The 12610-nt window shown below is 39.0% G+C and carries 14 protein-coding genes and 1 tRNA gene; 10 read left to right on the top strand and 5 right to left on the bottom strand.

The features are described from left to right. The first annotated feature begins 70 nt into the window (after positions 1–70). The 3 genes from AC3XNE_RS08770 to AC3XNE_RS08780 all read left to right on the top strand — a co-directional run bounded on the left by AC3XNE_RS08770 (position 71) and on the right by AC3XNE_RS08780 (position 4230). Positions 71–1843 (top strand): DEAD/DEAH box helicase family protein, encoded by a 1773-nt coding sequence (locus AC3XNE_RS08770; protein WP_489831689.1) that lies wholly within the window; start codon positions 71–73, stop codon positions 1841–1843. Between the two features lie 17 nt (positions 1844–1860). Beyond that, positions 1861–3138 (top strand): type I restriction endonuclease subunit R, EcoR124 family, encoded by a 1278-nt coding sequence (locus AC3XNE_RS08775; RefSeq protein WP_489833395.1) that lies wholly within the window; start codon positions 1861–1863, stop codon positions 3136–3138. A 159-nt stretch (positions 3139–3297) separates the two neighbouring features. Then, on the top strand, positions 3298–4230 hold the full coding sequence (locus AC3XNE_RS08780; RefSeq protein ID WP_489831690.1) for a site-specific integrase: 933 nt from the start codon (positions 3298–3300) through the stop codon (positions 4228–4230). Here AC3XNE_RS08780 and AC3XNE_RS08785 read toward each other — a convergent pair. Further along, the gene (locus AC3XNE_RS08785) at positions 4227–4808 is read right to left on the bottom strand and encodes a restriction endonuclease subunit S (RefSeq protein WP_489831691.1); all 582 of its coding nucleotides are present in this window, start codon (positions 4806–4808) and stop codon (positions 4227–4229) included. The genes AC3XNE_RS08780 and AC3XNE_RS08785 overlap by 4 nt on opposite strands. A 59-nt stretch (positions 4809–4867) precedes the next feature. On the opposite strand from AC3XNE_RS08785, the gene AC3XNE_RS08790 reads away from it, so the two are divergent. Next, positions 4868–5278: a hypothetical protein gene (locus AC3XNE_RS08790; protein WP_489831692.1), complete on the top strand. Its 411-nt coding sequence runs from the start codon at positions 4868–4870 to the stop codon at positions 5276–5278. Positions 5279–5413: 135 nt separating this feature from the next. On the opposite strand, the gene AC3XNE_RS08795 is transcribed toward AC3XNE_RS08790, so the two are convergent. Both AC3XNE_RS08795 and AC3XNE_RS08800 read right to left on the bottom strand, forming a co-directional pair. Continuing rightward, on the bottom strand, positions 5414–6253 hold the full coding sequence (locus AC3XNE_RS08795) for an NAD(P)H-hydrate dehydratase (protein ID WP_489831693.1): 840 nt from the start codon (positions 6251–6253) through the stop codon (positions 5414–5416). A gap of 16 nt (positions 6254–6269) precedes the next feature. Continuing rightward, a complete protein-coding gene (locus AC3XNE_RS08800; protein ID WP_489831694.1) occupies positions 6270–7166 on the bottom strand; it encodes an alpha/beta hydrolase family protein in 897 nt (298 codons plus the stop codon). A gap of 295 nt (positions 7167–7461) precedes the next feature. Between AC3XNE_RS08800 and AC3XNE_RS08805 the strand changes: the two genes are divergently transcribed. The 4 genes from AC3XNE_RS08805 to AC3XNE_RS08820 all read left to right on the top strand — a co-directional run bounded on the left by AC3XNE_RS08805 (position 7462) and on the right by AC3XNE_RS08820 (position 9160). Next, positions 7462–7546 (top strand) — tRNA-Leu (locus AC3XNE_RS08805). A gap of 377 nt (positions 7547–7923) precedes the next feature. Next, positions 7924–8220, top strand: a complete 297-nt coding sequence (locus AC3XNE_RS08810) for a hypothetical protein (RefSeq protein WP_489831695.1) — start codon at positions 7924–7926, stop codon at positions 8218–8220. 68 nt (positions 8221–8288) lie between these two features. After that, a complete protein-coding gene (locus AC3XNE_RS08815) occupies positions 8289–8759 on the top strand; it encodes a universal stress protein (RefSeq protein WP_489831697.1) in 471 nt (156 codons plus the stop codon). A 62-nt stretch (positions 8760–8821) separates the two neighbouring features. Then, a complete protein-coding gene (locus tag AC3XNE_RS08820; protein ID WP_489831698.1) occupies positions 8822–9160 on the top strand; it encodes a hypothetical protein in 339 nt (112 codons plus the stop codon). A gap of 69 nt (positions 9161–9229) precedes the next feature. Here the strand turns inward: AC3XNE_RS08820 and AC3XNE_RS08825 are convergent, their stop codons facing one another. After that, positions 9230–9787 (bottom strand): nucleotidyltransferase family protein, encoded by a 558-nt coding sequence (locus tag AC3XNE_RS08825; RefSeq protein ID WP_489831699.1) that lies wholly within the window; start codon positions 9785–9787, stop codon positions 9230–9232. Between the two features lie 160 nt (positions 9788–9947). Between AC3XNE_RS08825 and AC3XNE_RS08830 the strand changes: the two genes are divergently transcribed. Further along, positions 9948–11141 (top strand): acetate/propionate family kinase, encoded by a 1194-nt coding sequence (locus AC3XNE_RS08830; RefSeq protein WP_489831700.1) that lies wholly within the window; start codon positions 9948–9950, stop codon positions 11139–11141. Positions 11142–11296: 155 nt separating this feature from the next. After that, the gene (locus AC3XNE_RS08835) at positions 11297–11500 is read left to right on the top strand and encodes a hypothetical protein (RefSeq protein ID WP_489831701.1); all 204 of its coding nucleotides are present in this window, start codon (positions 11297–11299) and stop codon (positions 11498–11500) included. A gap of 89 nt (positions 11501–11589) precedes the next feature. Here the strand turns inward: AC3XNE_RS08835 and AC3XNE_RS08840 are convergent, their stop codons facing one another. After that, on the bottom strand, positions 11590–12315 hold the full coding sequence (locus tag AC3XNE_RS08840) for a deoxynucleoside kinase (RefSeq protein ID WP_489831702.1): 726 nt from the start codon (positions 12313–12315) through the stop codon (positions 11590–11592). Between the last annotated feature and the right edge of the window lie 295 nt (positions 12316–12610).

Raw genomic sequence — 12610 nt, forward strand, 5'->3', positions numbered from 1 at the left:
ACGTATTTTTGAAGATGTAACGTTCAATATTTGTAAAAGGGGGCAATTTAAGTGAGTGGTGTAGCTAAAGATGCTTCGGAAAGGTCGTTTCAACAAAATTTTTGTTGATGCACTTGCCAGCTATAAATGGGATGCTGCTGAAGAATTGAATGGTAATACACATAGTGTGACGGTTGATGATTTGATCAACAATTGGAGGCAACAATTAAATCGTATTAATGCGGATCAGTTGGAAGGAATTCCATTGACCGATGATGAATTCGACCAGATACTGGCTAAAGTTAGTCAGATCAGTAATAGTTATGAGGCTGCCAAATTACTTTCCATTGAGGAATCGACAGGAAAAATCGATGGGATTTATCGTGATGAAAACTTAGATGTTACTCGAAGGCAAATTACGGTGACTATTTTCAAAAAGGCAGAGGTGCGTGGTGGGGATTCTTCTTATCAAATCGCACGTGAGGTTCAAACTCCAAATAATAATCGCTTTGATATTATCCTTTTGATCAATGGTTTGCCGCTGATCAATATTGAGCAGAAAAGAACAGATAAGCCTTTGGACGAGGCCTTTGGTCAGTTTAAACGTTATTATCGTGACGGTGAGTACAGCAATAATTTCATGGCGTTTTCTCAAATGATGGTCATTACTTCTGAGATCGAAACTCGTTATTTTGCTACGCCGAAATCGATCGCTGATTTTAACCCTAGCTTTGTTTTTCACTGGGCGGATGAAGACAATAGGCCAATCAATGATTGGAAAGAGATCACTAAGACGCTGTTGAAGATCCCGATGGCTCATCAGATGGTCGGCGATTACTTGGTGATCGACGAAGCACGCGAACCCGAAAATCAAAGGCATATGTTGATGCGTCCTTATCAGGTCTATGCTTTACGTGCAATCGAGGGAGCTGCATTTGGCTGGGATAATGATCAAAAGACTCCACATGGTGGGTTTGTTTGGCATACTACTGGTTCTGGTAAGACCATTACTAGTTTTAAAACGGCACTGTTTCTTTCAACACGTGCCGGATTCGATAAGGTAGTTTTCTTAGTGGATCGTAGGGAACTTGATAGTAATACCTCTGAAAGTTTTAGGGCTTATTCAGCTTATGAATCCGTTGATGTTGACGACACGAATTCTACTTATCAGTTGAAGAAGCAATTAAGGTCCGTTAAGTCGGGGATCGTGGTTACGACTACCTTTAAACTAAACTCGTTAGTAAAAGAGTTGAATGAAAACCATGATCAAAGTTTAGCTGATAAAAAAATGGTATTTATTATTGACGAGGCTCACAGAACGACAATGGGGCAAATGATGGGCGACATCAAATACTACTTTAGAAAGTATGGCTTATTCTATGGTTTTACTGGGACACCTTTATTTGAAGAAAATGGGGTAAAGGGGAAGGTCAATAAGAAAAGCGAAGTCATCAATACAACGACTAAGCTTTTTGGACCGGAACTCCACCGCTATACCATCGAAGAGGCGATTGCTGACGGTAATGTTTTAGGATTTCATGTGGACTATATTAATACGGGCGAGTTCGATAGTTATGATGATTTACGAGATCAGATCATTGAACACCAGAAATTGAAGCATCCTGAAGTAGGAGACCGTGAGATCGAACGGTCCGTTCAAGGTTTGTCTGATTTGGAAGTTGAACAGGAAGCACTTGAAGAGGGGATATTAGTCTACCAAGATGAAACGCATATTCCTAGAGTTGTTACCGAGATACTGGACGGCTGGGAGAGTCAATCTCAAGCCAGGCAATTCAATGGTATTTTAACGGTCGCCTATAAAGAAGAGTTATTGCTTACTATAAGGAATTTAAAAAACAGCTAGCTAAGTGCGATGAAAAAATCAATGTTGCGATGACCTTTAGTTTTGGAAATGAAAATGATCCTGATAATCTCGCTTCTCAAACAATTGATGAAATGTTTTCTGATTATGGTGCATATACAGGCCTTCATTTTGAAGCTGGTAATCAAATGCACGGTGAAGATGCTTATTTTGAGGACCTAACAGAACGTGCAAAGCGGGGCGGTAGTGGCAGAAATCAAAAGAACATTGACCTTATTATCGTTGCAGATCAACTATTGACGGGGTACGATTCAAAACGTTTAAACACACTCTATGTTGATCGTTTTCTGGCATTACAGGGACTGATCCAAGCATATTCAAGGACCAACCGAGTTTTTGGTTCTACCAAAGAATTTGGTACGATCATCAACTTCCAATTTCCTAAAATGACTGAAAAAATAGTAAACACCGCTTTGGAATTGTATGGAAGTGGGGGAACTAGTACTAAAGCGATCGTTGATGTGTATGAAAATGCTGTTAAAAAGCTTAAGTTAGCAATCGAGCAAATGAGACCGACCTTGGAAGACCCGACAGGATGGCAAGATTTAGTAGATGATAAAGCGGCAAAGCAAGCATTTGGAGTAAGTTTTAAAGATGCAGCTGACCAAGCTAATACGGTCAAACAGTATTACGAGTTTAAGTGGGACGATGATGCCTTTGGAATTTCTGAACATGAATGGCTGCAATATGTCGGTGCTTATAAAAATATTTTTGGAACTGGGCCTGATCCAGTCGACCCATCGCCGGAGATCAAAGCTCCTGCGGGGAAAACCAAGTTGACAGGCACACAGGTGATCGACGCAGCTCACATTTTGAATTTGATCGGGGAAAGAGTCAAAACAAAAGATGGGGTCCAAACAGTAGACGATGAAACATTGCGGATCATCTCTGAACAGATCCAAGAGTTAAGTAATATGGGACAAGATGTTCAGTCGCGTTTGTTGAGAGCTTTTGTAGATCAGGAATTGATTCCAGGAAACTTATCAAGTGATGTTAATTTTGACGATGCCTACGAAGAGTGGAAAAAAGGATTAGAACAAGATCAAGTCCACGAATTTGCGGAAGAAAAGGGCATTGATTTTGCTTTGCTTGATAGGTCTGTATCTGCCTTTTCAATCTCTGAGCCTGAAATTGTGCCATACATTGATGAAATTACCAAAAATGTAAATTTTGAGAAAGCGACAGATAAATCTGCGGGGAATAAGTTGCTGCACAATGTGAAATTGACGAAAGATCTACCGCAATGGATGTTAGAGCTTAAAAACAAATTTAACTAAGTAATTGAGTTGAGGCTAAGGGTCTCGGCTCTTTTTGTTTATATAACAATTTAAAAGAATTTGTTTGTAGTGGGCCGTAGTTGCTAAAATCAAAGTAGTACCTTTAGTTTCTCTATCATCCTTTACCAGCGTCAGCCAATACACTAGGAGGATAATATCATGGCAGATCCAGTTGGAAAAAATGAACTATTTCATGTTTATTATGAGCGATGGATTACTGTGTATAAGGAAGGGGCAATACGTAAAGTTACTATGGCGAAATATTTGATGACTCATCAATGGTTGGTCAAGCTAGTACCGGAACTTGAAATCGCTGAACTGACGCGTATTAATTATCAAAGGTTACTCAATAAATACGCAGAACAGCACGAAAGACAAACAACGATGGATTTTCACCACCAATTAAAGGGGGCAATACTAGATGCTGTTGATGAAGGGTTGATCGAACGTGACCCCACACGTAAAGCAATTATCAAAGGGAAGACTCCCAGACCTAAAAAGCAAAAATATCTGAACCAATACGAATTGCATACATTGCTTGTGAATTTAAAGTTGGGAAACGAATTAGATTGGAACTGGTTCATTTTGTTGGTCGCAAAAACCGGCATGCGTTTTTCAGAAGCTTTAGCGCTAACTCCGGCAGATTTTGAATTTTCTCGCCAAGTGGTCGTTGTTGATAAAACTTGGGATTATAAAGGGGAGGGCGGCTTTTTACCAACGAAAAATAGATCTTCTGCTAGAAAAGTCGAACTTGATTGGCAAACAGTCATTCAGTTTTCACAGTTGATCAAAGGACTACCAGAAAATAAACCAATATTTGTGCATGAAAACGGCAAGGTATATAATTCAACGGTCAATGGGATATTAGAAAGGACTTGTAAGAAGGCCAGAGTTCCTGTTATCACAATTCATGGATTGAGACATACACATGCATCATTATTATTGTTCGCAGGGGTGTCTATCGCTAGTGTTGCCCGAAGGTTAGGACATGCAAGTATGACCACTACTCAGAAAACATACTTGCATATTATTCAAGAGTTAGAAAATCAAGATGTTGATTTAGTAATGAGATCACTTTCCGGTTTAAGTTAACTATTCAGCGAAAATGGCTGACGCTGATGAAGGGCGATAAGGTGGTCTAACTGTTGTAAAAATGCACCTAATTTTACTTGTTCCTCTTTTTTGGGGACAATAACCCGCCATTGTTTGATTTCAGACATTGGAACAAGATTTACCATCGCGGATCCTGGATTAGATTGGGTTAATTTATTTTGCATATCTTCTGATCTGATCCATTGTAGAAAAAATTGTGGATCTGTGAACATTGGATTTATTTTTATACGAATCAAAGCTTGGTTAAAAACGCCTTTTTTTATTCCTGTAGGAACCCTTGAAATGCGCCCAATGGTTCCCGCACCACTCATAATAAAATCACCAGGACACACTTCAAAACGTTTTAGTTCAGTAAACTTGTCCTCAGTAATGTTGTATCTAGTTGTATATTTATCATAAATGGCATTGTATTGTTCATAGACTACGTACTTACTTTTTGGAACAAAGAATTCTTTTTTTAAAGCACTTCCAAAAGGACCACGTCTAATGCCGTCTGAGCTATCAAGTAGGTCACTAAACTTTCGCTGTTCCCAAGCGTTAGTTTTTTCTCTAAACATAAAGCATTTTAAGGATGTTATACTTACTTTACATATAAAACAAGTGTTTAAAAAGGAGGATGATCAATTTGGAATTTTACACTTATAAAGCTTTTACCGAAAACTCAAATGCTTTGACATTTGAAGCAGCAGGAAAAATCTATGAAGAGATCACTGGATTGGTGGAAGTAGCTGACAAAGATACAAAAAAATTATGGCAGGATTTTATCAAATGTTCTGTGGTCTATAGCTCCACCAGGTCACAATGGCTGCTTCTGTCGTCTGAAGAAAGGGCAGCTGTTGATAGAAAGCGGACTGCGCAACATGATGAAGTTATTAATACTTTAACCAAAGTTGCACAGCGTTTTGAAAAGCAAGATCTTCCAACTGACTGGTATGATGAAATTTCTTTTAATCGTGTTCAAGCTCGTAAAAGATTTGGAGATTTTGCATGTTATGTTTCTTATGTATACTCAGTTAATGCAAGATGATGAGATAAGTTATTTTTTAAAAAGAACTCGTTCGGTACTTAAAATATTAGAGCAAAAATAAATTAAAAAACGTGGTCGAGAAACCAAATTTGATTTCCCGACCGCGTCTTTTGTATTCTCTACACAATTAATGTTTTACCGAGCTTGCTTTTTCATAAATTCCTGCATCTGGCCAATGATATCTGTTGGTAAAACGACATAAGAGTTCTCCGCTAATTCATCGGCGATAGCGCTGTGAATGTAAAGAGCAGCAGCCAGAGCTTTTTGTGGGTCTTGGGTGGCAAATTGTCCCATAAATCCTGCGATGATCCCTGTCAGCGTATCTCCCATGCCGCCAGTAGACATGTAAGGGCCGCCGATCGGCAAACGTAGAGTTTCTTTATTAGGCGCATAAATTTCTGTATGGTGCTTCTTTAAGACGACCGTTGCACCTAACTTTTCTTGGGCTTGGCGGTTGTTTTCTTCGGTTTGGTCTGCGATTTTGATACCTGAAAGTCTTTGCCATTCCATTTCATGCGGCGTGAAAATAATGTGAGCGTCAGGTAAGTTGTCTTGCAGTTCCTTTTCTTGAGAAAGCAAAGTGACCGCTGAACCATCAATGATCAAATACTGTTCAGGTGTGACATTTGCAAAAACATTCTTGATGATCGCCAATGATGTTTTATCTGTGCCTAAGCCAGGACCGACTACGATCGCATTCGCTCCTGAGAGGACAGAGTTGACCGTTTCTTCGTCCGTGAAGTCAACAAACATGGCTTCAGGTACAACAGCGTGTAAGGCGGTCAAATTTTCCGGAGACGTGGTACAGGTCACTAAGCCTGCTCCTGCATGTACCGCGGCTGAAGTTGACATTAAGATGGCACCGCCATATTGTTTGGCTCCGCCGACTGTGACGATTCGCCCATAATTACCCTTGTGACTATTGGCTGGACGTTTTTCAATTACTGTGAGTATTTCGTTAGTTAAGTCTTTCAAAATATTACCTCCAATTTTAACTTAACAAAAATTTCTTCACTGTGGTGATCGTTTCTTGTTGGATCTGCTGCCTGTCCACTCCAGGAGCGTCTTGATACCAAAATGAATCAGCTGCAGCGTATTTTTTCTTAGCTGGTAAGAAGATAAAGTGTCCCACACTTGCCGGGAGTTCTTGATAGATGGCTTGGGGCAAAAAATGATGGTACACGCGACCGTTTTGCTCGATTGGGGCGATCTTGTCCCCGCCTGGAGCGATGATCAAGGCAGGAATATCAACATTCTTAGTTTGCAGCATGGAATTGATGCCTGTTCCCAATGCAGGGGAGAGGGCCACAACTTTTTTAAAACGTTCATCTTTTAGGTCGGCCGGTACTTCAGATGGTTCAGCTTCGACAACTTTTTTGGTAAGTTTGCCAAATTCCGGCATCTGTGCAACCACATCAGTTGGTAAAGTTTCGTCTTCTTGTTGTTTGATCAAATTTTGATCGACATTGACTCCGGCGATCGCCATTACCGAGTAGGCCCCGAGTGAAAAGCCAATACCGTAAATCTTTTCTTGGTCGATCAGTGGATTATACTCTTGCAATAGTTGTGACAAGAGATAAGATAAATCCCGTGGTCGTTCCCAATAACGTTTGAATTGTTCAGGAAGCGGCTCACTAAATGTATTGCCATAGTGATCTGGTGATGCCACGATATAGCCTTCCTGCGCAAGCGGGATCGCCAACCACGCAAGACTGATCCGATTACTGCCGGAACCATGTGACATCAAGATCAAGGGGTGTTTTTTACCAGTATAGGTAGATGCATGATCTAAATCAAGGTTTTCTGGATACCAGATCGTTGTTTTTAGCGGACGATCATCACGTGAATGGTCAATATATGTGATAGTTTGTGCAGTGACTTTAGACATATTTTCTCTTCTTTCTGATAATACTTCAATTTCAGTATATCAAAAATAACGATTTCAAACACGTACAAACGCCTAAGTAGATCCCGTTGAAAATTTGATGCGGCAGATTTGGCCCATGCTAGTGGCAGTGAATATCACTTTTAAAGCGCTGATATAACAACATTCCTAAAATACCATTGCAACAAAATTGCAACAACTTTGGCTTTTGTTGGTCGTTAACTAGAAACTTGATAAAAGCTCTTTTATTTTGAAACAAATTATTGTATGATAGTTAGGTACTGATTTATAGGTATTTGCCACTGTGGCGGAATTGGCAGACGCGCAGCGTTCAGGTCGCTGTTTGGGTTATCCAAGTACAGGTTCGACTCCTGCCAGTGGCACTATGATAGTTAATGAAAGCCTTCGTTCATATCTGAATGACGGGCTTTTTTAAAACTCAAATAAAAGCAAGTAAGTGGTAAGTTCATTTGTTATACTGCATAACACTTATATTTACTTTAAAAACAATAATTGCTATAATTAAGCGGTAATTATTGTATATTTTTTCTGATATATAATTTTTCAGGGCAGTTTAAAGGCAACACTGTGCGAAGCATGTAGTCTTAAAATTAGCTAGTAAAATCAGGGTCTGAAAAGTTGTACGAGTGAATAAGAGAAAATTTTTTAAAGCAAGTCTTTAAATTTGATTAATTAAAGGAAAACAGTTAGCATTTTATGAAAACGTAACCATCTGTGAGAGAGAAAGGGAGCTTTTGTTATGGGAAAAGTAAATGCAATGTATTTGGTGGGTCGTGCTAAAATTTACCGCGATGAGGCTCAGCGTGGGATCGAGTTAGAGTCACAGGGCGACCCCCAGCGTGCTTTGTTGGTGTGGAAGAGTTTGAAACGGGCTTGTGAGGCTGAATTGGACAATTATGATGGTAAAGATGGTAATTATGCAAAGTTCCTACATACAATGGCAGACCATCTAAAAAATGAGGGCGAAGTAATGTCTAGTTTAGAATCGATCAGGGTTTGCAGCCGTAATTATCTCAAGGTAAACAGTGATAAATAGTAAGACATTTCATCAGTTTTATGTTATACTTTCGTTAGTATCATGAGTATCAATTAGATAATTTTTGTATGAAAAAGGGAGTGGCAACTGTGACAGAACAAGAGTATAAAACCATCCTTGTACCAGTTGATGGTTCTGAAGCAGCTGAGAAAGCTTTGAAGAAAGCGGTAGAGGTTGCCAAAAGAAACCACGCGCACTTAGATATTTTGAACGTGATCGATCTTAAACAATTTTCAGTTAGTTTTGCCGGTATGTTGAATGCTAGCGGAGACGTTGTTTATAAGACTTTTGAAGATGTCGACAAATATTTAACTGAATTGCAAAAGAGAGTTAAGGACCAGGGACTCGAGGATGTAGATGTTCACGCACGTTTCGGTTCTCCAAGAACTGACATTGCCAAGGATTTCCCAGAAGATCACCAGACTGACCTGATCATTATGGGGCCAACAGGATTAAATGCGGTTGAACGTGTTTTTGTCGGTGCAGTTACAGATTATGTGATCCGTGCGGCTAGTTGTGATGTGATCATTGCACGTTAAATGTTTAGAAATTTGACAAAATTTTTGGGTAATACTGGACACGAAAGGAGACACATTTACAATTGAACATTGGGACAGCGATAGTTTATATAGCGTTGTTTGTTCTCACGATTTATAATGTGCGGCGTAATTATCATTTGGTGAAGCTTCGTTCTAAAGCCACTATTCGTGAACCAGAAAAGTTATCACAAGATGAGCAGGGTAAACTTAAAGAATTCACTTCAGATAAGCGCAAATGGTCCGTTTTAAGCCAGTTGTTTTTCCTTATTTCGGTGTTTATCGCTTTTAAGGGAACATTAGTACAATTGGTGTTTTTCATGGATCTTTATACAGTGTCTGTGATCAGTATCAATAATATCGATATTGATATTATTAAATTGTTAGGCGAACCTACGAATTAATATTGAGTATGTAATCAAAAGGTTTTCTCCTTTAGCGTGAGAAAACTTTTTTTATTTAGGCAGAACAAATCAGTCGGAAACTTTAAGTTCCGGCCAGCGTGCTGTCCATGCCTTGCTGGTAAGGCGTTGTTCGTAGCGCTGATGTCCTGCCTGACCAACAGCATAGTTGGGTGTTGGGGTGACACGTAGTTTAAAAAGATCGTCTAAATCATAGGGGGCAATAATAAGATGTTCATCTGTGTTCTTTTTTTGTACGCCGACACTAGTAGCCGTCTCTGGAAAATCAGCGATCGTTTTTTCAATAGAATCATAAAAACGTCTATGACTTTTATGGCGGGCTGGTAATGAAATGTTTTTGATATTCCATAAATAAAACGAATGATTTTGAGTTAAAATTTCTTGTGTCGTTAAAAAGTCTTCGTAAGTTTGACTACTGTCTTTGTAGTAAACATCGATGTCGCCTAACTTGAGCGAGGATTCGCGACCAGTTAGTTTATTCCAAATTAAATTACGGATCGTACCGCCACAAATGGTTGCTTCTGGCAAATGCATTTCCTCGAGGATCTCGAAAATCTCGCTGATTTCTGAGTCATGGGAAATAATATCTAGAAATTTTTCCTTATACACATTGAATTCCTCCTGTTAGAAATATGTCCAGTTAACATTGTATTGCGTTTTTAGAGATCACGCTATCTATTTTTTGGGCACTTTCCCTTGTGAAAATTTGTAAGCGTTGTATAATTTTATGGTAAGCGCTTTAGCTAGAGAAGTTTAGAGGAGATAATTTATGATGGAAATTTTAGCCGTTAATTCAGGAAGTTCAAGTTTTAAGTTTAAATTGTTTGTTATGCCGGAAGAAAAAGTGATCGCTTCTGGTCAGATCGAGCGGATCGGACAAACTGCTTCTGTTGTGACCATTAAGCATCACGCTGGTGAAAAGTATGAACGAAAAGATAATATAAAAAATCATAAACAGGCCGTTCAGGAATTGATGGACCTGTTGTTAGAACTGCATATCATTAAAGATTATTCGGAGATCGAAGGTGTTGGTCACCGTGTCGTCGCTGGTGGAGAATATTTTGATCATTCTGTTATTGTTGATGATGCTGTGATCGCTAAGATCCATGAGATCGCTGATCTGGCACCTTTACATAATCCGGCGAACTTAGTGGGTATTGAAGCTTTTAGGAAGATCCTACCTACTGCAACATCAGTCGTTGTTTTTGACACTGCTTTTCATCAAACGATCCCAGAAGAAAACTTCATTTATAGTGTGCCTTATGAATGGTACGAAAAATATGGCGTTAGAAGGTATGGTGCGCACGGTACGAGTCATCGTTATGTGGCCACCGAAGCGGCTAAATTATTGAACAAACCTTTGAGAGATCTTAAGCTGGTCAGTTGTCATATAGGTGCAGGTGCTTCGATCTGTGCCGTTAAAGGAGGAAGATCTTTTGATACATCAATGGGGTTCACACCGTTGACCGGTATTACAATGGCAACTCGTTCTGGTGATGTAGATGTCGCTATGATATCTTACATGATGGAAAAACTAAATATCGATTCAATGTCTGAGATGATATATATGTTGAATAAAGAATCTGGCTTGTTAGGCATTTCTGGGATCTCACAGGATAGCAGAGATATTATGCAGGTTGCTCATGCTAACCATCGTGCGCAGTTGTCGCTTGACATTTTGGTCAAAGACGTAGTGAAATACATTGGCCAGTATACATTTGAAATGGGTGGTTTGGACGGCATTATTTTCACAGCCGGAATCGGCGAAAATTCTGATGAGATCAGAGCTGCTATTATGGAGCGGCTTGGATTTTTGGGGATCACTATCGATCAAGAAGAAAATCAAAAACGAGGGGTGACTGATATTGTCTCTGGGCCTGATTCGCAAGTTACTGTAATGAGGATCCAAACAGACGAGGAAGTAATGATCGCACGTGATGTGATGGATCTTAGCCAAGAATAAGTTGCAACTTAGAACCGGCTTAACAGTCTTCTTAAACAAGTTAGTTTTTTCTTAAAAATGTAATGTTTTTGTAAAATAAAAGTGTTAACATCCTTCTTCAAAAGTGGTAAATTATTCTGGATCGTTAATTACAATTTATTTTAGGAGGCTTTGTCATGGGCAATAAGCTTGATATTTTGCGCGACTATCAAGTTGCAGAAGCAGAAGCTATGGAATTGGATAATGTGTGTGATGAAATTGGCAATTCTACCTTAGCTTCTGAATTTCTGAAGGTTTATGATGAAAAACGCAAGAGCGTACAAAACGAATGCCGTAATTTGCAGAACATTTTGGAAGCAATTGAAGCGGCTGAAGATTGATCAAACCAGCAAAAAAGAAAACAATAAAAAACTATGAGAGCAACATGATCCTGATTATTTGGCCATGTTGCTCTCATAGTTTTATTTATCTAAGAACGGTTTTGTTTGAGCTGTTGGAACTTCGCTGGAGTTATTTTATTTAAATCGACTAATTTTTCTTCGATTTGATTTAAAACGTGGTCGCGGTCGGCAAGATTTTCGACAAAATCATATTTGTCACCATCGATCATTAAGAACGGGGAGATATTATAGGAACTTGCCCAGCTGCTATAATAATCTAAGAGGTTATGATAGTAACTAACTAAACTGGGGTCAGTTTCTACCTGCTCAAATTCACGCCCACGTTTCTTGATCCGCTTGATCATTGTATCGTATGAAACATTGATCATGACCATTAAGTCTTCAGTAGGATCGTCTGTAACATATTGGAGCTCTGAGAGCATATTGGCTAATAATTCTTTATAGATCGAATATTCAATTTCAGTCGCGTTTCCCATTGCCGTGTTCATCTTCATGAACATCGCGTCTTCATATATTGAACGATCTAGGATATTGTTACTACCTTGCTTCGCTTCTTTTATCATTTTGAAACGACGATTTAAGAAGAAAGTTTGCAACAAGTAGGCATAGGGATTCGAAACATTTTTTTCGCCGGCAGCGCGACGTTTAGCAGCGAGCTCATTGCCTTGGTAAAATAATGGTAAGACAGGATTGTCTTCTACTGGTTCATAAAATGGCTGTGTCCCCAGTTCTTGTGCTAATAATGCAGTCAGGCTGGATTTACCAGACCCGATGATTCCGGCTAAAGTGATCAAGCTGGACAACTCCTTTTATACAAAGTGCGGAGGAACAACTACCAGTTGATCTGTTGATAATGAAAAATAATTTTCATTTTGTTCTCCCGTTTATACGATAATTCACACGCATATCTATTTTACATTGACCACAAGAGCTTTTCAATCTCAAAGATAGAATTGAAATCTAACTGTTATTTATAGTTGCAAAAAGAATTTGGAAAAATTGAATTAGAACTGGTACGATTTAAGATTGAAATGTATAATTGACCCTGTAAAGCTTAACAAAACAAAGAAATTTTCATAAAAAAGAGGA

It is taken from the genome of Ligilactobacillus sp. JN-6 (Y).1, from assembly GCF_058111525.1.

What these genes read in the sequence shown, in the direction of transcription:
- AC3XNE_RS08770 (WP_489831689.1), top strand. Translation starts at nt 71, where the DNA reads ATGCTTCGGAAAGGTCGTTTCAACAAAATTTTTGTTGATGCACTTGCC.
- AC3XNE_RS08780 (WP_489831690.1), top strand. Translation starts at nt 3,298, where the DNA reads ATGGCAGATCCAGTTGGAAAAAATGAACTATTTCATGTTTATTATGAG.
- AC3XNE_RS08785 (WP_489831691.1), bottom strand. Translation starts at nt 4,808, where the DNA reads ATGTTTAGAGAAAAAACTAACGCTTGGGAACAGCGAAAGTTTAGTGAC.
- AC3XNE_RS08790 (WP_489831692.1), top strand. Translation starts at nt 4,868, where the DNA reads ATGATCAATTTGGAATTTTACACTTATAAAGCTTTTACCGAAAACTCA.
- AC3XNE_RS08800 (WP_489831694.1), bottom strand. Translation starts at nt 7,166, where the DNA reads ATGTCTAAAGTCACTGCACAAACTATCACATATATTGACCATTCACGT.
- AC3XNE_RS08810 (WP_489831695.1), top strand. Translation starts at nt 7,924, where the DNA reads ATGGGAAAAGTAAATGCAATGTATTTGGTGGGTCGTGCTAAAATTTAC.
- AC3XNE_RS08815 (WP_489831697.1), top strand. Translation starts at nt 8,289, where the DNA reads ATGAAAAAGGGAGTGGCAACTGTGACAGAACAAGAGTATAAAACCATC.
- AC3XNE_RS08830 (WP_489831700.1), top strand. Translation starts at nt 9,948, where the DNA reads ATGATGGAAATTTTAGCCGTTAATTCAGGAAGTTCAAGTTTTAAGTTT.
- AC3XNE_RS08835 (WP_489831701.1), top strand. Translation starts at nt 11,297, where the DNA reads ATGGGCAATAAGCTTGATATTTTGCGCGACTATCAAGTTGCAGAAGCA.